The sequence below is a fragment of the Methylophilus sp. UBA6697 genome (assembly GCF_002454655.1).
Lineage (GTDB): Bacteria > Pseudomonadota > Gammaproteobacteria > Burkholderiales > Methylophilaceae > Methylophilus.
Genome location: NZ_DKJH01000022.1, coordinates 1 through 22,392, shown reverse-complemented (window position 1 = coordinate 22,392; position 22,392 = coordinate 1). Strand labels below are relative to the sequence as shown.

Sequence of the window (22,392 nt, the reverse complement as noted above, 5' to 3'; positions counted from 1 at the left end):
TCGCTATATTCATGCTTCATTCAAAACAAAGCTTAGGCCAACAGGCCAAAGGAGGAAATATGAGTATGAACATAGGGACTGCTGCCATCAGTCATGCGTCCCAAACTTACGCAGCTGAGACCTGTGTCCCTGATGCGTATCATTTTTCAAAATCGCAATCGACCGGCACCCGCTTCATCATGATGCTCACTGCGATTGCCACCGGTGTGTTTGCCGGTCGCGTCATGCATGGCACTTTGTCCGTAGATGTAGCACTCACCGGCCTGTTTGTGTTGCTGGCCTTTGTCGGCGGCTTGCTGTCTACCTGGTCTCCTTGTGGTTACTCAAGTTTAAGTTTGTTGAGACCAGCAGGTCGCTACTCATTCGGCTCGGTTGCCCGTTGGGCGCCTACCTTTTTTACCCATGCCGTGGGCTATGCCATCGGCGCTGTGGTACTCGGTGGCGCGCTGGGAGGTATCAGCTGGTTGTTGTTTGCCGAAGTGCCATTGCAGTACTCGGTGATCGGCCTGGCAGCGCTGGCGATTGGTTACGGTTTGCACCAGTTCGGCTTTTTGAAGATGCCTTATCCGCAACGCCGTGCGCAAGTGCCACATGATGCACGTTTCCGCTTCCGTTCCTCTGTGATTGGCCTGCTGTATGGCTTCTCGCTGGGCATGAACTACCTGACTTATGTGCAAACGCCGATGCTGTACATCGTGACTGGCGTGGCTTTGCTCAGTGGGGGTGTCAAGGCGGGCATTGCCGTGATCGCCGTATTCAATATCGGTCGCTGCTTGCCAGTGGCAGTTAACTTCTTACCTGTTAAGGATCAGTCGGTTCAAGCCTGGTTGGCCCGTTGGCAGGAAAGTGCAGTTGAAGTTGATGGTTTCCTGTTATTGGCGATCGCTTCAGCAGCTTTAATGCTGGTGATGCTGTAAGCCGGTAGCAACACCAGACGCAATAGCAAGTTCTATCCATTTAAAAATATTAGGAGGATTTATGACAACATTCGATCATCCATCGATGATTCGTCAAGCTAAGCCGACAGGCTTGGCGGGGGGGCTGGTTTTGGCAGCACTCATGCTATCCAGCAGCCTGGCCATGGCGGATGCAACACCAAACCAGCTCGGTTCAGAGATCACTGCCAAGTTGCAGGATGAAACATCTATCGCAGTGGCACCACCTAGCGATTCCAAACGTGTTTACGTGATGGATCCAGGTAACTTCCACATGACTTCTACCGTATATACGATAGATGGCAAATCCAGCAAGTTGCTGGGTATGACCGATGCCGGCAAGTTACCTAACGTGATGGTGGGTTCAGATGGCAAGTTTTTGGCCATCGCCAGCACGATGTACTCCCGCGTGGCCCGTGGCAAGCGTGATGACTACCTGGAATTGATCGACACCAGAACGCATGAACCCATCGCCGATATCGATATTCCTGAAGGCCGTTTCCTGACCGGTGTGTTCGAGCGTACGGCGGGCTTGAGTGTGGATGACAAGCACCTGCTGTTCCAGCAGTTCTCACCTTCACCTGGTGTCGGTCTGGTGGACCTGGAGAAAAAAGCCTTCGTGAAAATCATGAATGTGCCGGATTGCTACCATATTTTCCCAACGGCAAACCAGAACTTCTTTATGCACTGTCGTGATGGTTCCCTGATGCAGTTCACCTATGACAACAAGGGCAATACCAAGCAGAAGCCAACCAAGGTATTCCATACTGAAAAAGAGTATCTGCTGAATAACCCGTACTACTCCAATTCAAATAACCACCTGGCTTGGCCGACATACGAAGGCAAGATTTTTCAGGCGAAATTATCTGAGAGCGGTGCCGAATTCATCAAGCCAATCGAAGTGTTTACCGACAAGGAAAAAGCGGACAAATGGCGTCCAGGTGGCTGGCAAACCCTGACTTACCACAAAGCACGTAACGAGCTGTACTTGCTGGCAGACCAACGTGAAAAATGGACACACAAACTGCCTAGCCGCTATGTGTTCGTCGTGGATGCGACCTCCGGAAAACGCCTGCGTCGTATCGAGTTGAAGCATGAAATCAACTCTATCGCTGTGAGCCAGGATGAAAAGCCGTACTTGTACGCGGTGTCTGAAGAAGCGAAAACACTGTTCACTTTTGATGCTGTGAGCGGCAAGGCCTTATCCAGTATTGATGAACTGGGCCGTGCTCCTTCCATGATCTACATTGCGGATAAGTGAGATCGATATGGACTCGATGGTGAATGATCCTACCGTTGCGATATTCGCGTCACTGTTTGTGGCGCTGATTCTCGCAGCAGCAGCAATTCCCAAGCTCCGCAGTCAGGATGAGTTCCTGGGCGTAGTGGCCAACTACAAGCTTTTGCCAGGGTTTCTGGTTGCACCTTTTGCCAAGTTATTGCCATGGGTGGAACTGGGGTGCGCAATCGCCTTGCTGGTGCCGTCACTGCGCACAGTCGCCGCCTGTGTGGCTGCCGGGCTGTTCATGCTGTTCTCTTTCGCCATTGCGGTGAATGTCGGCCGTGGCCGCACCCACATTGATTGTGGTTGTGTGCGCCGCCCGACCAGCATGAGCCGGATCGGCATGTTTCATGTGCTGAGAGCCTTGGCCCTGGCTGGAATGAGCTTGTATGTCGCTGCGGTGCCGTTGGAGATAGCGAGCATCAGCGTGGAATCAGCCCTGACTGCATTGGCTTCGGCCGTCATGCTGTCACTGATTTACATGGCGGCAGACCTGATGGTTGGCTTTCCAGCGACCAAACATAAATTAGAAATCTATAAAGGAAATTCAAATGACTAGTGGAATCTTGATTGCATCAAATGTGCTGTTGTGGGGAGCATTTTTGGCATTGGCAGCATTAATGCTGGGCGTGATCCGTCAGATTGGTTTGTTACATGAACGTTCAGCACCGCTGGGCGCCATGATGATAGACCACGGTCCGGATGTCGGCGAACGTTCACCGATTTTCAATGTGAATACCTTCGACGGCGAGCCTGTCCTGGTTGGCCGCTCCATTAATCCAGGCCGTCCTAGCCTGCTGATGTTCACCGGCCCCTCCTGCCCGATCTGCCAGAAACTGTTGCCTATCATCCGCTCTGTTGCGGCGATTGAAGAAACAGATGTGGTGCTGATCAGTGATGGTACCCAGGCAGAACACCGCCAGTTCCTCAAAGATCACCCGCTGGATGGTGAGTTGTATGTGGTTTCTGCCGAGATTGGCATGCGCTACCAAGTATCAAAAGTACCTTACGGCGTGTTGCTGGATCAGGACGGCAAAATCCTGGCTAAAGGCCTGTGCAACACCCGTGAGCATGTAGAAAGCCTGTTTGAGACTATCCGTCATGGCCACTCAACCTTGCAGAACTACCTCAAGGATGAAAACACTGCACCTAAATTTAAACAAGTGACCGCGAACAAAGTGCATTAAGCGCTGGTTCACGTCTTGATTACGGAGAGAGTAAACGAAATGAAAAAAGAAACTGGGTTTGACTCAAAAATTGAGAAGCTGGCACGGACCACCGCCAGCAAAACCGGCCGCCGTGGCTTTATCGGCCGCCTGGGTGGCTTCCTGGTTGGTTCTGCCTTGTTACCATTGTTGCCGGTAGACCGCCGCTCACGCCTGGGTGGCGAGGTGCAGGCAGCTACCACTGGCAACCTGACCAGAAGCGGCTTCAAGCCGCAGGACAAGGACCCTAAAGCGTGTGACTACTGGCGCCATTGTACGATTGACGGCAACCTGTGTGACTGCTGCGGCGGTACCTTGACCTCTTGCCCACCAGGCAGCAGCCTGTCACCAAGCTCGTGGGTGGCCAGTTGTTACAACCCGGGTGATCAGCAGACTTACCTGATTGCCTACCGCGATTGCTGTGGTAAACAGACTTGCGGCCGTTGTAACTGCGTCAACACACAAGGTGAATTGCCGGTGTACCGTCCAGAGTTCAACAACGATATCGTCTGGTGCTTTGGTGCTGACAATGATGCGATGACGTATCACTGCACCATCTCACCTATCGTGGGTAAAGCAAGCTAATTGCGTAACGCATATTAGCGCTTGTTGTTAAAGAAAAATCAGTATGTGGTTTAGACGCTTAATGTTGTTTAGAAACTGGGTTCTAATCATAAGCACGCTGATGGTGGTGAATACTGCCTGGTCCGCCGATCTTCCTCCGAGGGAAAAATTCAAGCGGCCAGACAGTATTCCATCACCCCTGTCTAACCCCCTGACCCTGGAAAAAGCCACGCTGGGAAAAACCCTGTTTTTCGATCAGCGCCTTTCAAGGTCAGGCGGGATGGCTTGTGCCACCTGTCATTCACCAGACCAGCGCTGGAGTGATGGCCGCAACTTGCCGTTGCAGGCAGAAGGCGTCAGCAATGCCCGTCGCACGCCGACGGTATTAAACAGTGCCTGGTTAAGTGCACTCATGTGGGATGGCCGTGCAGCGACCCTCGAAGCGCAGGCCGTGTTGCCGATTACCACAGCGCATGAAATGAATTTTGACCTCACCAGTCTGGTGGGGCGTTTACAGCAAATCCAAGGTTACCGGCCTTTGTTTACCCAGGCTTTTGGCGATGACAGTATTAACCAGCAGCGCATCACGCAGGCGCTGGCCAGTTTCCAGCGTACGCTGGTGTCTAATCCGGCGCCATTTGACCGCTGGGTAGAAGGCGACGAGCAGGCCATCAGTGAGCAGGCCAAGCATGGGTTTGTCGTGTTTAACGATAAAAATAAAGCTAATTGTGCCGCTTGCCATAGCGCATGGCGGTTTACCGACGACAGTTTTCATGACATCGGTTTGCCGAGCAAGGATTTAGGCCGTGGTGCCAAAGTACCCGCGCAGGTGACTTTGATGCAGCATGCGTTTAAAACCCCTTCGTTGCGCGACCTGTCGATAGAAGGGCCATATATGCATGATGGCTCTATGCGTGGCCTGAAAACAGTGATCAAGCATTACAAAAGTGAAGCCATTCAGCGTGAGAGTCTTTCCAAGGATATACAGAAATTTGAGCTTTCAGACCTGGAAGAAAGTGACCTGATTGCGTTTATCCAAAGCCTGGATGGTGGTGCCTTGAATATTCAAGCGCCGATGATGCCACAGTAGCAGTTCTGAATGATGGCAAAAAAACAGATGAAAACGCATGTGCCCTTAATGATGAATATATCGCGCAAACTCTCCACCTGGATTGGCATGTATGCCTTGCTCATATTGCTGGCGTTCTACCTGGCCAGCTGTAGCACACCCCGTCAGGCGCCCATGAGCCGTGCGAATAATCACATTATTACCACTCATACCATGACACTGTCTGACCATGAGTTCGCACCGGTGGATTTTGTACCACAGCCAGGCGACACCATTACCATCCGCAACCGTTCAGATATTTCGCACAGTATTTATGTGACTTACCCGGACGGCACCATGGTGAATCTGGGGGTGCAAACCCCGGGCACCACTGTCCATTGGCAAGTGCCCGCCGATGCCAAAGGCGAGTTTGTGCTGCAATGCTGGATACATCCGATTATTCGTGCCAATTTGCTTATAAATGCGGCGAAGACGTCTTCTTCTGTTTCTAAGTCTGACTTACCTAGGTTCACTCGTCAGGAGATTCTCGATGGCCGACAAAATATCTGTAGCAGCCGAAATCGCCGAGCCTGAACGGCGTAAGGTTTTTCGCAAGATTTTCCGCCAGTTAGGCGCGGCGACGGTCATTACCATGTTTGGCAAAGCGGTACTGGACTCGCGTCCGGCGCGTGCGGCCAACGTGCTGCGGCCACCAGGCGCCTTGCCAGAGCTGGAGTTCAATGCCGCCTGTATCCGCTGTGGTCTGTGCGTAGAAGCCTGCCCCTATGACATTTTGCACCTGGCCAGCTGGAGTGATCCGGCGCCCACCGGCACACCTTATTTTGTCGGCCGCAATGACCCTTGCCGCATGTGTCCCGATATCCCTTGTGCGCGTGCCTGTCCGACGGGAGCGCTCAGCCCCTTGCTGACTGATATCAAAAAGGCCGATATGGGCGTCGCGGTGCTGGTCGGGCATGAGACCTGCCTCAATTACAAAGGCCTCACCTGCAGTATTTGTGTGCGCGTATGCCCGATTATTGGGGAAGCCATCTCGTTAAAGCCGATTAAAAACGAGCGCGGTGTATTGCAGATTCCTACGGTAGATAGCAGTAAGTGCACCGGCTGCGGCACCTGTGAAAAACACTGCGTGCTGTCTGAGGCGGCCATACGCGTGTTGCCGCGTGAATTGGGTTTAGGCGTTGAAGGTGCGCAATCGGTGGGCCGCTGGTAAGCCTATGCGACGTCTGCAAGCCATGCTCTACCGCAATCGCTGGCTGTTCAGTCGGCGTATCATTCAGTTGCTGATTATTGCCGCTTTTGCCGTTGAGTTGCCAGCCGGTGGCTATTTTGCACAAGGTAATCTGTCCTCCAGCGTCTGGTTCGGTATTGGCCTGACCGATCCTTATATCTGGCTGCAATCACTATTCGCTGGTGCCCCTTTGGGCAAGGCGGTCCTGATCGGTGTGGCTATCGTGGCCGTGTTTTACCTGCTTCTGGGCGGGCGCATTTACTGCAGCTGGGTATGCCCGATTAATCTGGTGACGGATTTGTCTTACTGGGTGCGGCAAAAGTTAAATATCAAAAGCAATTTCACGCTCTCAAAAAACCTGCGCGTGGCGATATTGGGGTTATCGCTGCTGCTGTCACTGCTTTCCGGCACCTTGGCCTGGGAGGCGGTTAACCCGATCACCTTGTTCCAGCGCGAACTGATGTGGGGCTCAGTCGCAGGTGCAACGGTGCTGGCCAGTATTTTCCTGTTCGATGTGTTTGTGACGCGCCGTGGCTGGTGCAGCCATATTTGCCCGGTCGGTGCGTTTTATTCCGAGCTGGGGCGAATGGGTCGTTTACGCGTCAAAGCGACACAGGTGGGGGCTTGTCACGGTTGTGCTGAATGCATCAAGGTCTGCCCGGAGCCACATGTGCTGGCACCTGTGGTAGCGAAGAAAGCGGCTTTTGTCACGTCAGGTGATTGCACCCGCTGCGGGGCTTGCCTGGACCAGTGTTCGACGGGGGCTTTAGCGATGAATCTCAGCTTTAAAAAACAGGGCGAGTTCAAAGGCATTTCTGTGGTGAGTGAGCACTAGCCGTGCTTGTTTCAAGCGTATGACGCAGATGCCAAGTGATGCCGATTTTTGCCATCAGACGCCCGCGCTGACCATTAGAATTCTCTTACCAAATACACTGGATTTCATGATGAACACTCAATCAAAACAAGCATGGTTACCCGTGCCCACCCTCACCAGTTTGCTGTTTGTCGCAGCGCTGGGTTTGGCCTCACAAGCAGCCTGGGCTGATGGTGCGGCACTGGCAGACAAAGGCGGTTGCCTGGCTTGCCACAATGTCGATAGCCGCAAGGTTGGCCCGGCATTTAAAGATGTTTCTGCCAAATATAAAGGCCAGGATGTGCAAGCGACATTGATCGAAAAAATTAAAACAGGCGGACGTGGCAATTGGGGCGTGTTGCCTATGCCGCCTAATGCTGGCAAATTGAGCGATGAGGAATTCAAAGAAGTGGTGCAGTGGATTACTTCTCTATAAGAAAATGGTTGATCTCCATTCTGACGGGGCAATTGCCCCGTTTTTTTACATCTGTTGCTGGCATGGATCTGCGTTTCTTGCTATTTTCAGTATTTGCGCAAGAATTTTTAGCTAAAAAGCGTTAATTTTATCGTTGGCGTGACGTTATTTCAGGTATTGAATGCCGCTCAATATGTGAGTACAAAAATGGTGAATGATGAACAGCGAAGATTAGAAAAACTCTACGCCTTAGGGCTGCTCGACTCTGCGCCTGAAGATTTTTTCGACACCATTACCAGGGTTGCCTCGACCATTCTTGATACACCGATCTCGCTGATTTCACTGGTGGATGAACATCGGCAATGGTTTAAGTCCAAACACGGGGTTGAGGTGTCAGAAACTGCACGCGATATTTCTTTTTGCACGCACGCGGTTGAAAGCGGTGAGCAGCTGATTGTTGAGAATGCGCTGACCGATGAGCGCTTTGCCAAAAATCCGCTGGTGTTGAATGCCCCCAATATCCGTTTTTATGCCGGCATCCCGATCAAAAGCCTGGAAGGTTATGCGCTGGGCACACTATGTGTCATTGATGAAAAACCTAAAAAACCTACTGAAAAAGAGTTGGCTGCGCTGAATGACCTGGCACATCTTGCGACGCGTGAGTTGCAGTTCCGTGAGCGTATGCTGGCAGCCAAACAATCGCTTCAAAGCTCTGAAAGCAAGTTTAAAACCCTGTTTGAAAATGCGGCCATTGGCATTGCCATGGTGAAGCCAAACGGCAGTTGGTTAGAAGTGAACGAAGAGTTATGCCGAATCGTTGACTATTCCAAGGCGGAGTTATTGCCGCTGACATTTCAGGACATTACTTTGCCTGAGGATTTAAACACTGATTTAAATCTGCTGGATCAATTAGTCGCCGGTAAATTAAATCGTTATCAGCTTGAAAAAAGATACGTGAAAAAAAGTGGTGAGCCGGTGTGGGTTGAACTGACTGTCACCAAGCAGTTAAACCCCGCGGGCGAACTCGATTATTTTGTGGCGATTGTCAAAGATATCCAAAGTGCCAAAGAAACAGAAGCAGCGCTGACCTTGTTACGTAAAACGCTGGAAGAGAAAGTCAGCCAGCGTACTGAAGAGCTTAAACAGGCAAACAAATCCATGCTGGCGGCCTATCAGGAAAAAGCAGCCTCGGAGCAGCTGTTACAAAATGCAGAGTTAGAGTTGCGCACCATTTTAGATAACGCCAACGACGCCTACGTATGCATGGATGCAGAAGGCATTGTCAAAGCCTGGAATAAGCAGGCGGAGCATATATTCGGCTGGGGCGATGAGGAAGCGATCGGCCGCAAGCTGGATAAGCTGATTATTCCTAATGAGTTGCAGCAGGCACATCAGGCAGGCATGCGGCGGTTTGCACTGGAAAAACAGTCAGACATGATGGGCAAGCGCATCGAGCTTGAAGCGATGCGGAAAGATGGCGTGCGTATCCCGATAGAATTGCAGGTGAATGTGCTGGAGATCAATGATCAAACGCTGTTTACCTCGTTTCTCAGGGATATTACCGATAGAAAGCAACTGGAAAGCCTGCTCAAAAACGAAGCCCGCAATGACCCGTTAACTGGTCTGCCCAACCGACGCAAGCTGGAAGAGATACTGCCCATTGCGGTGCAGCGTGCCAAAGCCAATCAAACTACGCTGTCTATTTTGTTTGTTGACCTGGATGGCTTTAAATCGGTGAACGATACTTATGGCCACAATGTCGGTGATATGCTGTTGCGCGAGGTTGCCAACAGGATAGATAAGTCCACGCGTCAATCTGACACGGTTGCCCGCTATGCCGGTGACGAGTTTATTATTGTGCTGGAAGGGGTCAGCCAAGTTTCTGATGCGACCAGAATCGCAGAAAAAATTCTGCATACGATCTCAGAACCATTTCACTTTAACCAGGTGACCTTAAACATCACCGTCAGCATTGGTATTGCTTATTACACCAGTGAGCATTCTCAGGAAACGCAACCCACCGAGCTTATCCGGCAAGCGGACAAGGCCATGTATACCGCCAAGAAAAACGGTAAAAATGGTGTGTTTATGGTTGAAACAGTGTAGATCATTATTGAGGCATGGTAGACATGCCACTGCCAGTGATCTTAACGTATGAAAATAATGCACATAGCCTCTTGCATGGGCGTATAGTGAATTGAAACCCTCTCGGAATCCCGTTTTACCTTGCCCTCTTTGTCGTTTGAGGCCTTCTCAGTTAAGTCATTGTCTTTAGTCGTCGTTTTAAACTTCTTGCTCGTGCTTCCCTAGTAGCGTTTTTACTTCAGTGGCATGCGTTTGTAGTCGTATAGATTCACAACGTAACACGCAGTGTGCGTGGGTGTCTTCGTGATTGCTGCTCTTTCATCCCTGACTCGCCCCCGTCTAGATAGCTCTAAAGGAGCAAGCCATGGATAGAAAAGTATTTTTCAGCGATGGTGGTGTCATCATCAGCGACAGCCGCTTTATCGCGAGTGGCTATATATACAATATACGTGACATCATTTCAGTGCGGCTGGGCGTGGTTGAGCCGCCACGAAGTCTGGCGGTTTTCATCCTCTCTATCGGGTTATTATTTCTGCTGACCGAAGGCGCGCTATTTGTCGTGGGCGGTTGCTTAATCGCGCTTGGTGTGATGACTTGGCTGTTTGTCAAAACGGCCTATGTTGTGGTGATAAAGACTGCCACGGGCGAGCATAAGGTACTGAAAGATCACAATAGCAGTTATATTGAGCAGGTTATTCGGGCGCTGGATGCTGCCTTGATTAATCGAGGCGTATCTGCGGTGAGTGGCGCTGTGCCTGTGCGAGGGGCATCTCACGTCACGCATACGGATTTTCCACCGATGTCACCGCCACTTATTGAGTGAGGCGCTAGCTTGCTACTCGTCTTCACTGAAGGCGCCGTGAAAATCGATCAGTTCGATCACGCCTTTGGCGCGCATATGGCCAATAAAGCCGCTGCCTTCTTTTGTCAGCTGGCTTTCTTGCGATTGCCTGCCTTCCCGAATGTCGCCATTGGCCCTTAACGGACGGCGGAAAACGGCTTGATGAAACCTGAGCGACGCTTCACCTATGCCTTTGCGTTTGCACTTTTCCAGGTCCAGCACGGTGATCAGATAGCTCTCGGCACCTTGTATGCCCTTGCTAAACTGAAAATCAATCACACCGACCTGCTCGTGATCGAGTAAGACAACAATTTCCTCGCCTGTTTCGTTGAGATTCAGGGTGTAAGTCTGACCATCTTTTGCCAGAAACGTTTTTTGATGCATATCGCTATCCTTTATGTCTGTGCCAGCACAGGGTTTGCACCTTATTCAAGGCAAGTATAGCGGTTACTGGTCACCAAAAAGCCCCACTTAATTGTTATTAATAGTTAATTGTTGATGTTTTCGTGTTAAAATTTTATTCATTGATAACAATGGAGATGCGCTATGGAAGAAGCAATCTATTTCAGCCATCAAGGCGTCAGCGTGAGTAACAGTCGCTTTATTGTTAACGGTAAAACCATCGCCATTAAAAGCGTGACCACCATAGAGCGCAGAATCCTCAAACCGCAACTTGGTTTTGCCCGCGTATGCCTATTCGGTGGCCTGGCGCTGTTGTTCGGCAGTGGCAGCTTGCCGCTGGTGGGTATTTTTTCAATCATTTATGGCGGTGTGCTGTGGTTTTTAGCCACGCCCAGATATTCAATCGTCATCCATACGCCAGCAGGTGAACATCAGGCATTAGTCAGCGAAAACAGCCTGGACGCAGAAAACGTGCTCACAGCTTTGAATGTAGCGATTGCTTTAAGAGGCGATGCCAGCTAGGCACTATTTGAGATTGTTGAATGGCTGCGTCTCCCGCAGCCATTCAATCATGAAGCTCAGACCGATACAAAACTCATACTTATCACCCCGCGAGTTTCTGCTCCAACTCTTTCAGTCGCGCCTCCAAAGCGGCAATCTTTTGATCACGCGCCTGAATCGCTGGTATGACATCCTCAACTTTCAAAAGCTTGGGGATATGTTTAGGGCAATTCGCATCCCAGGCCTTGATCGTAAACACAATCACACGCTCCACCCTTGCCTGATAATCCGGCGAAGAGACGCTAGCTGCCAAGTCACTGTCGCCCGTCACGACTTTGGCTTCCCCCCAGATTTTGATGCGTTGCGCATTGGCATAATCCATCAGAAATAGCTGTGCTTTCGGGTTTTCATCCAGATTGCCTGCGGTGATGTATTGCTTGTTACCGGCATAATCCGCAAAGGCCAGTGTTTGCTCGTCGAGCACATGCAAAAAACCACGCGGGCCGCCGCGATGCTGCATATAAGGTTGCCCCTGGGCATTGGCGGTAGCCATATACATGCTGGTTTGCTCTGCAATAAAGTCGGCAAGCACTGGCGTGACACGGGACTCCCAGCCGCGCGTACTCTCAAATTTTGCATAGCCCGCTCTTGAGCCATGTTCTTCTTGCCTGGCTTTCACCGCCGGTGTGAACGCGATATCGCTGGGTGACGCGAAATCTGCAACCAAATGTGTTGTCATGATTTTCTCCTGGCTTTGTTTACGTATGGGCAAATTCTAGTCAATAATGCGAATGAGAGAATCAGGGCTAGCTGCAATACATTATTTCATCAGGAGAAATACTATCGACCAGTTTCACTTAATGCGTGTGTTTGCGAGCGTGGCCGAAGAGGGCGGGTTTGCAGCAGCCTCACGCAAGCTGGATATTTCTCCAGCGGCGGTGACGCGTGCTGTGGTTGCCCTAGAGGAGCAGTTAGGCGCCAGGCTGTTACAAAGAACGACGCGCAATGTGCGCTTCACGGACGCAGGCCGCCAGTATTACGAACATGTGCGCGCCATCCTGGTGAGTATCGCAGAGGCGAATGAGGCCGTCGCCGACAGTAATGCCACGCCACGCGGTACGCTGTCGATCACGGCACCAGTGATGTTCGGCCGCATGTTCGTCATGCCTTGCATTATTGACTATATGCAACGCTATCCGCAGGTGAAAATCATTGCGCATTTGGTCGACCGCGTGACCAACCTGGTGGATGAAGGCATGGATGTGGCGATCCGTATTGGTCACTTGCCTGATTCCGGGCTGCGGGCCATCAAAGTGGGGGAGGTCAGACGTGTGTTATGCGCATCACCAGCTTATCTCGAAAAGTCCGGCACGCCCAAGCTGCCTGCTGACCTTTCAAAGCATTCCATCATCTCATCAAGCGCCGTTTCACCGCATACCGAGTGGCATTTTCGATCTAGTAGTGAGCGATCTCATAGTGAACCATCTAATGGCGAGCCTTTATTGCTCAGGATGGATCCGCGATTAACCGTCACCAGCAATGATGCGGCCTTAGCCGCTGCAGTAGGTGGTTTAGGCATCGCGCGACTGCTTTCATATCAGGTCTGGAGTGAAGTAGAAAATAAGGCATTACGACTGATCCTTGAAACTTTTGAAGAAGCGCCCTGGCCGGTGCATGTCGTGCATCGGGAAGACAAATTAGGCTCTTCCAAAGTCCGTAGCTTTATAGACGAGATGGTCGAAAATTTACGCAGCCATCCCACCTTAAACCCCAAGTGATCTTGCGCGCGGCGAAACAATCCATTTCTCCCTGAGTAGTTTTTCCTGCTGCCTTTTGTGCCTAGAATCCGGCTGTCAATCAACGACATGACCAGATCAAAGGAGATCAGTATGAAAGCAGCTATCATTATTTTTTCAGACCCAACACACGGCGGGGAAGAGGCACTTGGCCGCGCATTCAATGGTTTAGCAGCCGCCTACGACTTCAAGCAAAAAAACATAGACGTCGCTATTTACTTTCAAGGCACCGGCACGCGCTGGGTCAGTCATCTGACCAAAGTCGGTCATCCGCTCTATCAACTATATGCCGCAGTTTCTGATGTGACGGTTGGCGTTTCATGCGGATGCGCCGATGTATTCGGCGCGCGCGAGGATGCTGAGGTGAATGGTTTCAATCTGGTGACGGACAACAGTGTACCAGGCACGTCTGGTTTGCCAAGCATTGCCCAGTTATCCAGCAGTGGCTATACCGTGTTCAGTTTTTGATGTTGTACTATGTTGCGGCTAGCACCTGCAGTAGTGTTGCTAGCCGCAGCCTTGAATGACGCTATTTTCCCAAAGTAGACTGCTGTAAGCGCCCGTGTAAAGGCGCTTTCAATGGGGGGAGGTGTTATTTAGTTACCCACAATAAACACGGTGCCGCCGTAAATACCTTGAAATTTGCTAATGGGTTTTCCTGTCCACAGCATGGCTTCGTTATTGAGGGCCGCGTAGCCAGTCCCATTTTGCTGGTAAGCATACTCCCCGCGCTTAATAACCGTTTTGGTTGTTCCCGCGCCAGTGACCTCTGGCAGGTGATATCCGCTGGCAATGATCGCCACCAAGTTAGCCCCCGGTTCTTTCATTAAATTCCAGCGCACTGGTTCATAAGCACTCAGCATCAATACAATCGGCTGGTCTGATTTTTTGATCATGACATTGACCCCGCTTGAAGAGCGATCTTTTGCTTCATACACGCCGACAGCCTCTACTCTCGCGTTACTCGGAATAGCCCCTAACATGCGGGATGTGGTATTGGTGATTGCTTGCTTGCGCAGCTCATTTGCCGCCGCGCTATAGCTTTGTATTGGAGAGTTTTGTATTGGCGCACTTTGTATCAGAGGGCTGGGCATGGGCGCAGGCGCCATGGCAGGAGCCTCTGCTGCCGGTGCTTCTGCCGCAGGTGACATCGCTGGCGACATACGCACGGTATTGGGATAATAGCCTCGTTCTACCTGCCTTCTGATTAATATGTCTTGCGACATGGTAGGTGCGCCATACGGGTACATTAGCCGGGGTGCACGGCTCATATCTTGCCCCATTTTCAATGCTTCCAGCCTGGCCTTGGATAACCGTTCCTCTTGTTCCAATGCCTGCAATTGTCGTTCAAGTTTGCGTCCGGTAATCATGTCGTCCAGTGACTCAGGCGTGCCGGCTTGCAGCTCGTCACCTACCCAAACCTTTTGGTGAGACCTGCGCATAAATCCCGTCCGTCCGTTTAATTCATAGATAATCCCCTGATTACCCTCGGCCGTTTCAACGGGGGACAAGGTGGCGTCTTTGACATTGAAAATAAACGGTTTGGTGGTGCCGGTATTTGGCTGGCCATAACCATCCACTAAAATAGACTCCTCACTCCATTTTGCATAGTTGTTTCCAATAACTTCATGAGACTCCCATAGCCTTTCTTCCCGGGTTTCCAGGTTAAACAACATGAAATCGCGGCCTGTCACAAAGACAATCGCCTGGCCATTCAGCATAGCCGTCGGCGTGAGTGAGCTGACACTGGCGGATGGCGACTTGATTCTAAACTCTTTGACCACAGATGCATTGACCCCTTCAGTGGTGCGCGTGTTTTCAATGAGTGAAAACTCCTTATAAGAGCCAATCAGCAGTCGAGAGGGCGACGAGCTTAAGTGTAATGCCCAAGACTGATTTTTCAGTGGCACCTCATAGGGTTTGCTGGTCCCTGTTTTAAAGTCGATCAGCACTACGCCGCCATTGCCGGGGCCACTTTTATTGTCTTGCACCAGGATAGCTTGCATTTCTGGTAGCCAGGCATACAGTTGCCCGACGTCTCTCGCTAACCATAGATCCTGTCCGGTTTCGTTATCAATAAACCGCAGGTCTCTATTGTTAACGGCAATGGCAAGCACTCTGCCGTTAGGCGAAATCGCGTAATTGGTGTGAGAGGCTTCGGGGATAGTTGGCAAACTCGCAATCTTTTTGCCACTTGGAATCTCGACAGAAGTAAACTCACTACGAGTGCCTCGCAGTACGACCACGCCTGCCTGTGAGGCGGATTTTCCCGTGTAAATTTCGGCATTCTCAGTGCCATGAATCACTGTTGGTGGACCGAGTTTTACCAGGGGGCGTAATGGCGGCTGTGCCAGCCGGAGACCGACAATTTTGATCCCAATCAGCGCCAGCAGCTGGTCATCTTGTTCTTTCAGGCAGTCACGGTCTATGGCTTGTTTTTTGATGTCGTTGACAGAGTCAAAGCGGCCGATAGGGGTTGCTTGGGTACAAGTCAGTGCCCTGAGTGTCAGCCTGGATTCATACGCACTTTTGAATGATGCCAGCGATGGGTCGTCAGGCTCAATCAAAGACGTCATGGTTTCAAGCTGAATCCTGACTTCAGGCCTGGGCGGAAAAGCAATATTCACTTTTTCGACGGTACTGAGATGCATGTCGAGCTGCCATCCGATGGCAAGGACGATGACGAGCAGCGCCAACCCAATCAGTTTGTTCATATTATTTTTCTTTTTTAAACGTTAAGACATGATAATAACCAATCTGTCAGCAATTGATTGTTTAAATTGACGTGATTTATGTCGCCGTCAATTTAAATTGGCAGGTGCGTTCCATTTTTATATTTTCGTCATGGCTATTTGCCACCTTTGCGATGGCTGAAGAGTTCAATGCCAAAGAAACATTCAGGCCGCCTGTGAGTATGCCTGGACCTATCGTCGCCTACTTGTCGAATGAACCGTGTGGCAATCAGCTAGCGGCCTGTCATGAGGTCAAAGCCCTGGATCTATTTGAAGCACAATTGGTGAATTTGAACGCCACAACCAAGGCCTATCTGGTCAAGCCTACACGCATGTGTCTGTGTGGAGAGATGATTATCCACTGTGACTATTTAAAGCTTAAAGAGTCTGGCAGTGCAGCTGAACATGGTTATGAAGCGATGTACGGCTGGGATCGTAACAGTTATACAGAAATCTACACCAATGTGCGGGCGTGGGACGCTGAGAAAAACTGTCGTGTGGGCAAAGAAACCACGCAGTGAATGGATGGCAGCATGGTGCACCACCAAAACATGTCTACAAAATGGCGAAAAGCCAGCATTAACAACACCGTAGCATGATGTAGTTTTTATTGTAACAATAAAATAATTTTAATGTTACAATAAAAACCATGCAAAACGATGATTCCACAAAATCTGCTAGAAAACCCGGCTCAGGACGCAAGGCTGGCACAGGCACGTATAAAGAAAATACCAGTGTCATTCGCGTACCAGATAGTCAAAAGCCGGTTATTGCCAGTTTTCTCGAAGCCTATGCCAGAAAGCAAAGGCTGAGTGAGTTAAAAGAGAGCCTAGATAGCGTAGACGAGTTTATACAGCTATCAGGTGACCTCATTAACCTGAGTTTGCCACTGTTTGAGTCCAAAGTCCCTGCAGGTTTGCCATCACCCGCCGATGATCATATTGGCTCAGCGATGGATCCCAACGAATACCTGATCAACAAGGCCGACAAAACCTTTTTTGTCACCATTCAGGGCGAGTCCATGATTGAAGTTGGCCTCATGCCCGGGGATAAAGCCATTGTGGAAAAAGACAAGGTTGCGGCGGTAGGCGATATTGTGCTCGCCATGATCGATGGCGAATTTACGGTCAAAATCCTGGCCAAACAAAAAGACGGTAAGCCCAAACTATTACCCGCCAACTCTTCAGGTAAATATCCCCCCATCCTCATTCAAGGGCAAATGCAGTTTGCCATCTGGGGTGTCGTCACCGGTTCTTTCAGAAAGTTTTAATCATGACCCGTAAAAACATTATTTCAGCCAACTGGACGAATGCCGTGTGCCGGGCAAACGGCATCAATATTCACTATTTAAGAACAGGTGGCAACAAGCCCACTTTGATTGCGCTGCATGATCTCACTGCGAGTGGCGCGTGCTGGTCACAATTGGCACGTGAGCTTGAAGACCACTTTGACATCATCATGCCGGATGCGCGCGGCCATGGTCAGTCGAGTGCACCCTTGCATGGATACACCTACCAAGACCATGCCAATGATGTGATTGAACTGATCAGGACACTAGACATTCAATCGCCCTATCTGCTCGGCCACTCAATGGGCGGCATGACTGCTGCGATGGTTGCCAGCCGCTTAGGCTTTGCGATTGAAGGCATTGTGCTGACTGACCCGACATTTATCAGCCCTGAGTGGCAGGGCCAGCTGGATGAGCGTGAAGCGGTTAAACAGCACCGCCAGATATTGCGGTCCAGCAAAACAGACTTGTTTAAAGAAGCCAAAGCCAGATATCGCTATCGCTCATCTGAGCTGCTGGAACATATGGTTCAAGCCAGGTTCCGCACCAATCCGCGTGCTTTCGATGTGCTGATCCCGCCGCACCCGGAGTTTGATGAGCTGGTTCGGAATATTTATGTGCCGACCTTATTAGTGCTTGGCAGCGAAGGCATTGTTTCTGCCGAAACCGCCCGCGAACTGCATGCACTTAACCCTGACCTGCAATACAAGTTAATCCCTGATGTCGGGCATGGGCTGCCATATGATGAGCCTGAACGTTTAGCGGCTGCGATTCATACATTCTTAAAACCAACATTCACCACTACCCGGCCCCTGAAGGCGCCAGGCAGTTTTTCAGTCAGTGCCGCAAGTGCTTATTAGGTCGGGAGGCTGCTTCAGTTGAGGTGTGGTGAGTTCACCATCGGCTGGTGAGTAAATAGAGAATGAATGGCGATTCAAGACTCAAACTTCATTAACACTTCTTCATCCGCCACCATGTCCAGAATCTCATCACTGAATGCATCCGTGCACTCGCTAGACCATTCTGCCCCCGCATTGGCATCTGTGGTAAACATGGGCAAAAAGCTCATGTACATAAATCGCCCATCTTCAAGCTTAATTGCTTGCACATCGTCCGGGTGCTCGACCAGATTCCAAGTATCAGGTACATCCATTTCCAGCTGAACAGTGACTAATAGTTTTTTCATACGGCGTCTTTCATCGATAAATGTGCGGTGACTATAGGTGTTGTTGCGGTGAAACACAAGAAAACTTCTAGCTAAGTTTTTATGAGTGTGTGGCTAGTGAATAGCACAGAGATGAATTGTTACGAGTTTATTTGTGAATCGCTAATAATTTACTAGGCTATTATGAGGTTTCAAGATGCAGTCATATTTATATTTTGTGAAATCTGCATCTAATTAAAGAAATTAGCCGTATGTATGAATTGTTGCAATATAAATTTTAAAAGAAAACTTGGAATGAATTGTGATAGATGACATCGAGGGTTTAATAGCTCGAATAATAGATAGAGACGAGGATGCTTTTAATGATTTGTACGAAGCTACTTTTAGTAAAGTCTATAGTTTGGCTTTGAAGATTACAAAAGATCCAAGTACTTCTGAAGAGGTGGTTGAGGATACGTATTACCAGATATGGCAGGAAATTTATCGTTACGATTTCAACAAGTGTCCTTTGTATAACTGGATGTTAATCATTTGCCGTTCTCGTGCTATCGATGCGTTGAGGAAGCGCAATGCAATCCCTGAGATGGTCGTTAATTACGATTGGGCAATAGAATCAACTGACTTGTCAGCAGACGATAGGTTGCAGGACAAGCAAGCGTCGCTGGCAGTTGTTAAGGCTTTGTCAGAAATTAAACCCTTACAAAGACAACTATTGCACCATGTTTTTTATTATGGATTAACGCATCAAGAAATATCTGATGTGATGAATATGCCGCTTGGCTCGGTGAAATCAACGATTAATAGAGCTCAAAAATTATTAAGAGAGAAACTCAAAGGTGAGCAGTTTTGAATAAAAATATTACAACCAACAAGCCTGAATCATTGGATTTTGATTTATTTCTTGAGTTGTTTCAGGCGACGCCAGATTTGGTGCCTAATCCCGATACAAAAAGTCACATCAAGGCGAAATTGATGCAACGCGTTGCACAAAGTCAGGGCGCGCAATTTTTTGTATTTTCAGAGCAAGGTCATTGGAAGTCAATTAACCAGGGAATTCAGATAAAGATCTTGAAGAGTGATACCCAAGCTAAATCATTTCTGCTGAAGCTCGAACAAAATACCATTATTCCATACCATGACCATCAAAAAAATGAGGAAACTTTTGTGCTTGATGGCGAGGTCTGGCTGGATGGGATTCATTGTAAAAACGGTGATTATCATTTTGCTGGTGCAGGCACGTTTCATAAAGAAATCCGCACTGAAAACGGATGTACGCTTTTGATTAAGACTTATTGATATGTCATCAGCCAATACAAAATGAAAGTTATTTATTTTATTCTGGCAATGACAGCATCAATGTTTTTATGTTCATCAACATGCCTTGCGACCAATGATTTTAAGGCACCGATATGGCAAATTGGCGGGCACATGCAAACGATCATTCCCTCTCTTTTTCCACTGGTTGCAAAGCAAACCTATGTGCGAGAGCGTTGGGAGTTATCGGATGGGGATTTTGTGGATGTCGATTGGACAGAACCGCCTGAAGGTTTGGATAACACGCAAAATAAACCTGTATTGGTCCTGTTCCACGGCCTGGAGGGAAGCTCTCAAAGTCATTATGCCAGGGTGATGATGTCCTCTGCAAAGCAGCGTGGATGGCTTGGCGTGGTGGTACATTTTCGCGGCTGTTCAGGCGAGCCTAATCGACTACCCCGTGTTTACTATGCCGGGGATGCTGAAGAGATTAATACGTTTATTTCAATCATTCATCACAAGCTCCCTCACAACGAGATTTATGCGGCTGGCGTGTCTTTGGGTGGGAATGCGCTTCTGAAATGGCTAGGTCAATATCCGAGTGATGCGCTTCGCTTAGTCAAAGCCGCTGTTTCAATCTCAGCGCCGATTGATTTGAAAGAAACGGCTCATAGTCTCGATAAGGGCGTTAATTACTGGTTATACAGTAAACACTTTGTCGCTTCGATGAAGCCAAAAGCGTTGCAAATGGCTCAGCGGTTTCCTGATTATTTAGATACAAAACGTATTCAGGCAGCCAGCACTGTGCAAGAGATGGATAATGCGGTGACCTCGGTGTTATTTGGCGCAAAGAGTGCTGACGAATATTATGAAGTGAATGCCTCCAAACCATGGTTGCTGGCGATACAAACAGAGACCCTGGTTTTAAATGCAAAAAATGATCCTTTTGTTCCCTTTGATACCTTACCTTCAGAAGCTGAAGTATCAAGCACTGTTCATCTTGATTACCAGGCTGAGGGCGGGCATGCCGGTTTTTATGGCGATGCAGACCAAGACGCTCCATGGCTTGCGGAAAGAGTATTCAACTTTTTTAATGCGACGCAACAATCACAGCTGGATGCCGTGTTAGACCCCCTTATTCACTTTCACCCTTCCTCTCTTTATCAATAACCGCTAATCCCTTCCTCTCATTTTTCAGCGCGTCATTCGCCAATAGCGACGTCGCCGTCACCCTTGGGCAATTGATGTGATTTATTTTGCCCAATCACCAGTCAATCGCATTGGGCATGCATCCATTTGCATATGCATTACGTATATATGTGGTGAGAGAAGTTTTTCTGCTCTCACAATCAGCATTTAGCCAGGGATAGGTGAGTGTTGCGTTATTACGGTTTTTTGTTAACGCGATAATAGATGCTGATGTGTGGTATTGAGGGGAATCCAGTCATAAACCGTTAAGGGATTGTCATAAAAACGGCTTTTGTTGTCGTTGATACTGGGGAGCGTTAGTTGTGTATCTGGGCTTGGCTGATGGTTAAGGCTGGTCTAGGCCACAATTTCTTCGATGTAATTTTAATAACTTAATAGTAATTTTGAAGAGAGGTTCACATGAAGATTGGCTTTTTTTATAAGGCAGTGTTAGGTGCAAGTCTGCTGGTGGGGTCCCATGTCAATGCAGATACCTTGTATGGATTTAATAGCAGCAATATTGCTGTGATTGATACCTTGAATTTAGGTGCCGTTTCTTATATTAATATTTCGGGCCTGGGGGCGAATGAAAGATTGCTTGGTGTTGATCTCAGGCCGACTGATGGCCTGGTTTATGGCCTGACCAGTCAAAACAGGTTGTATACACTGGACACGACTACCGGTGCAGCGACCTTCAAGAGTAACCTCACAGGGGCTTCTCTGACTGGGGAGTCTATCGGGGTCGACTTTAATCCAGTCGCAGATTTCGCTGGTAACGCTTCGCTACGCGTAGTCACTGGCACAGGCAATAACTATGCGGTCAATGCCAATACCGGCGCGGTGGGAAATACCACCGGTGCAAATATTGGCAGTGGTTACACTGCCGTTGCCTACATCAATTCAACCCCCGGCATCGCGCCAGCCAGCACGGGATTGTATTATGTGAACACAACTAGCGACTCGCTACATTTTCTGGCTACTGGATTTAATAATCCAGCCGGTGCAGGTGGAATCCAGACAGTTGGCTCGCTGGGTGTGAGTGTGTTGTCCGCAAGTGGCTTTGATGTTCTTGGCAATGGCAAGGCCTATGCCTTGTTTAATGTGAACGATGGTACCCTGGATTCACAGTTATTTTCGATTAACCTCACAACTGGCGCTGCTACTTATATCACGACTCTAAATGGTACTTTTAACGGTCTGACTGGTCTAGCCACTGTACCTGAGCCAGAAAGCTATGCGTTGTTATTGGCTGGCTTGGGCCTGATCGCNNAAAAAACGGATATCTCATACACTGGTATCTTATATTTAAGAAGGCCGATGTCTCTAAGCATCGGCCTTTTTTATAGGATTTTATTCTGGTGGGCTAGACGGCACTCACACCTGAATGGCACGCGCCCTGAAGCGTTTGAAGAGGTCTGGTGCAAACAAGGTGAGGTGTCTACAAAACCGTGGGTAGCTCACTCTTCCTGTTTGAGATGGTGCGCCCGAGAAGATGAAAGTGGGCACTGGTCAATTAAGATTCCGTTGGTTTGAATGACAGTTGAAACTAGTCGCTAGTCATTGCCGAAAAGGGATAGGGTGGATTGCCG

General features: G+C 49.3%; 25 protein-coding genes and 1 pseudogene. 22 read left to right on the top strand and 4 right to left on the bottom strand.

All coding sequences use genetic code 11. From position 1 onward, the window contains the following. Positions 1-59: 59 nt before the first annotated feature. The 12 genes from B3355_RS06560 to B3355_RS06505 all read left to right on the top strand — a co-directional run bounded on the left by B3355_RS06560 (position 60) and on the right by B3355_RS06505 (position 10,459). A complete protein-coding gene (locus B3355_RS06560) occupies positions 60-917 on the top strand; it encodes a methylamine utilization protein MauF (RefSeq protein ID WP_292781709.1) in 858 nt (285 codons plus the stop codon). Positions 918-978: 61 nt separating this feature from the next. Continuing rightward, positions 979-2,196, top strand: a complete 1,218-nt coding sequence (mauB, locus tag B3355_RS06555) for a methylamine dehydrogenase (amicyanin) large subunit (RefSeq protein ID WP_292781706.1) — start codon at positions 979-981, stop codon at positions 2,194-2,196. 7 nt (positions 2,197-2,203) lie between these two features. Continuing rightward, positions 2,204-2,776, top strand: coding sequence for a MauE/DoxX family redox-associated membrane protein (locus B3355_RS06550; protein WP_019883214.1), 573 nt, complete (start codon positions 2,204-2,206; stop codon positions 2,774-2,776). Next, complete coding sequence (gene mauD / locus B3355_RS06545; protein ID WP_047516606.1) at positions 2,769-3,404, top strand: methylamine dehydrogenase accessory protein MauD; 636 nt, start codon at positions 2,769-2,771, stop codon at positions 3,402-3,404. The genes B3355_RS06550 and mauD overlap by 8 nt, the downstream gene beginning before the upstream one ends. Positions 3,405-3,443: 39 nt before the next feature. Further along, a complete protein-coding gene (gene mauA, locus B3355_RS06540) occupies positions 3,444-4,007 on the top strand; it encodes a methylamine dehydrogenase (amicyanin) small subunit (RefSeq protein WP_019883212.1) in 564 nt (187 codons plus the stop codon). 100 nt (positions 4,008-4,107) lie between these two features. Next, entirely contained in the window at positions 4,108-5,076 is a 969-nt protein-coding gene (mauG, locus tag B3355_RS06535; RefSeq protein WP_292781697.1) for a tryptophan tryptophylquinone biosynthesis enzyme MauG, read from the top strand. A 9-nt stretch (positions 5,077-5,085) separates the two neighbouring features. Then, the gene (locus tag B3355_RS06530; RefSeq protein ID WP_292781695.1) at positions 5,086-5,628 is read left to right on the top strand and encodes a methylamine utilization protein; all 543 of its coding nucleotides are present in this window, start codon (positions 5,086-5,088) and stop codon (positions 5,626-5,628) included. Next, on the top strand, positions 5,585-6,265 hold the full coding sequence (gene napG / locus B3355_RS06525; RefSeq protein WP_019883209.1) for a ferredoxin-type protein NapG: 681 nt from the start codon (positions 5,585-5,587) through the stop codon (positions 6,263-6,265). Before B3355_RS06530 ends, napG begins: the two co-directional genes overlap by 44 nt. A gap of 4 nt (positions 6,266-6,269) precedes the next feature. Further along, positions 6,270-7,118 (top strand): quinol dehydrogenase ferredoxin subunit NapH, encoded by an 849-nt coding sequence (gene napH / locus B3355_RS06520; protein WP_292781690.1) that lies wholly within the window; start codon positions 6,270-6,272, stop codon positions 7,116-7,118. A gap of 109 nt (positions 7,119-7,227) precedes the next feature. After that, positions 7,228-7,572: a c-type cytochrome gene (locus B3355_RS06515; protein WP_235273066.1), complete on the top strand. Its 345-nt coding sequence runs from the start codon at positions 7,228-7,230 to the stop codon at positions 7,570-7,572. 186 nt (positions 7,573-7,758) lie between these two features. Then, positions 7,759-9,657: a diguanylate cyclase domain-containing protein gene (locus tag B3355_RS06510; protein ID WP_292781686.1), complete on the top strand. Its 1,899-nt coding sequence runs from the start codon at positions 7,759-7,761 to the stop codon at positions 9,655-9,657. Positions 9,658-10,000: 343 nt separating this feature from the next. Further along, positions 10,001-10,459: a DUF6232 family protein gene (locus tag B3355_RS06505; protein WP_292781684.1), complete on the top strand. Its 459-nt coding sequence runs from the start codon at positions 10,001-10,003 to the stop codon at positions 10,457-10,459. 12 nt (positions 10,460-10,471) lie between these two features. Here B3355_RS06505 and B3355_RS06500 read toward each other — a convergent pair whose 3' ends face one another. Continuing rightward, the gene (locus B3355_RS06500) at positions 10,472-10,861 is read right to left on the bottom strand and encodes a hypothetical protein (RefSeq protein WP_019883202.1); all 390 of its coding nucleotides are present in this window, start codon (positions 10,859-10,861) and stop codon (positions 10,472-10,474) included. Between the two features lie 162 nt (positions 10,862-11,023). On the opposite strand from B3355_RS06500, the gene B3355_RS06495 reads away from it, so the two are divergent. After that, a complete protein-coding gene (locus B3355_RS06495) occupies positions 11,024-11,401 on the top strand; it encodes a DUF6232 family protein (protein WP_019883201.1) in 378 nt (125 codons plus the stop codon). Between the two features lie 82 nt (positions 11,402-11,483). On the opposite strand, the gene B3355_RS06490 is transcribed toward B3355_RS06495, so the two are convergent. Further along, positions 11,484-12,119, bottom strand: a complete 636-nt coding sequence (locus tag B3355_RS06490; protein WP_292781680.1) for a pyridoxamine 5'-phosphate oxidase family protein — start codon at positions 12,117-12,119, stop codon at positions 11,484-11,486. A 121-nt stretch (positions 12,120-12,240) separates the two neighbouring features. Here B3355_RS06490 and B3355_RS06485 point away from each other — a divergent pair, with 121 nt between their 5' ends. Together B3355_RS06485 and B3355_RS06480 are read left to right on the top strand one after the other, a co-directional pair. Further along, on the top strand, positions 12,241-13,158 hold the full coding sequence (locus B3355_RS06485) for a LysR family transcriptional regulator (protein ID WP_292781677.1): 918 nt from the start codon (positions 12,241-12,243) through the stop codon (positions 13,156-13,158). 111 nt (positions 13,159-13,269) lie between these two features. Next, positions 13,270-13,644: a DsrE family protein gene (locus B3355_RS06480; RefSeq protein ID WP_292781674.1), complete on the top strand. Its 375-nt coding sequence runs from the start codon at positions 13,270-13,272 to the stop codon at positions 13,642-13,644. A gap of 128 nt (positions 13,645-13,772) precedes the next feature. Here the strand turns inward: B3355_RS06480 and B3355_RS06475 are convergent, their stop codons facing one another. Then, on the bottom strand, positions 13,773-15,890 hold the full coding sequence (locus tag B3355_RS06475) for a hypothetical protein (RefSeq protein ID WP_292781671.1): 2,118 nt from the start codon (positions 15,888-15,890) through the stop codon (positions 13,773-13,775). A gap of 152 nt (positions 15,891-16,042) precedes the next feature. On the opposite strand from B3355_RS06475, the gene B3355_RS06470 reads away from it, so the two are divergent. From B3355_RS06470 to B3355_RS06460, 3 genes are all read left to right on the top strand, one after another. Then, positions 16,043-16,429 carry a hypothetical protein gene (locus B3355_RS06470; protein ID WP_292781668.1) on the top strand — a complete coding sequence of 129 codons (387 nt, stop codon included), beginning with the start codon at positions 16,043-16,045 and terminating at the stop codon, positions 16,427-16,429. Between the two features lie 128 nt (positions 16,430-16,557). Next, positions 16,558-17,178: a LexA family protein gene (locus B3355_RS06465; RefSeq protein ID WP_047516638.1), complete on the top strand. Its 621-nt coding sequence runs from the start codon at positions 16,558-16,560 to the stop codon at positions 17,176-17,178. 2 nt (positions 17,179-17,180) lie between these two features. Then, positions 17,181-18,056 (top strand): alpha/beta fold hydrolase, encoded by an 876-nt coding sequence (locus tag B3355_RS06460; RefSeq protein WP_292781663.1) that lies wholly within the window; start codon positions 17,181-17,183, stop codon positions 18,054-18,056. Between the two features lie 74 nt (positions 18,057-18,130). Here the strand turns inward: B3355_RS06460 and B3355_RS06455 are convergent, their stop codons facing one another. Next, positions 18,131-18,382 carry a hypothetical protein gene (locus B3355_RS06455; RefSeq protein WP_019883192.1) on the bottom strand — a complete coding sequence of 84 codons (252 nt, stop codon included), beginning with the start codon at positions 18,380-18,382 and terminating at the stop codon, positions 18,131-18,133. 280 nt (positions 18,383-18,662) lie between these two features. On the opposite strand from B3355_RS06455, the gene B3355_RS06450 reads away from it, so the two are divergent. From B3355_RS06450 to B3355_RS06435, 4 genes and pseudogenes are all read left to right on the top strand, one after another. Beyond that, positions 18,663-19,211, top strand: a complete 549-nt coding sequence (locus B3355_RS06450) for an RNA polymerase sigma factor (RefSeq protein ID WP_052179073.1) — start codon at positions 18,663-18,665, stop codon at positions 19,209-19,211. After that, positions 19,208-19,657, top strand: a complete 450-nt coding sequence (locus B3355_RS06445) for a cupin domain-containing protein (protein ID WP_292781653.1) — start codon at positions 19,208-19,210, stop codon at positions 19,655-19,657. Before B3355_RS06450 ends, B3355_RS06445 begins: the two co-directional genes overlap by 4 nt. A 21-nt stretch (positions 19,658-19,678) precedes the next feature. After that, positions 19,679-20,785, top strand: a complete 1,107-nt coding sequence (locus tag B3355_RS06440; RefSeq protein ID WP_292781651.1) for a YheT family hydrolase — start codon at positions 19,679-19,681, stop codon at positions 20,783-20,785. Between the two features lie 438 nt (positions 20,786-21,223). Then, positions 21,224-22,071, top strand: a pseudogene (locus B3355_RS06435) (DUF4394 domain-containing protein); the annotation flags it as partial. Between the last annotated feature and the right edge of the window lie 321 nt (positions 22,072-22,392).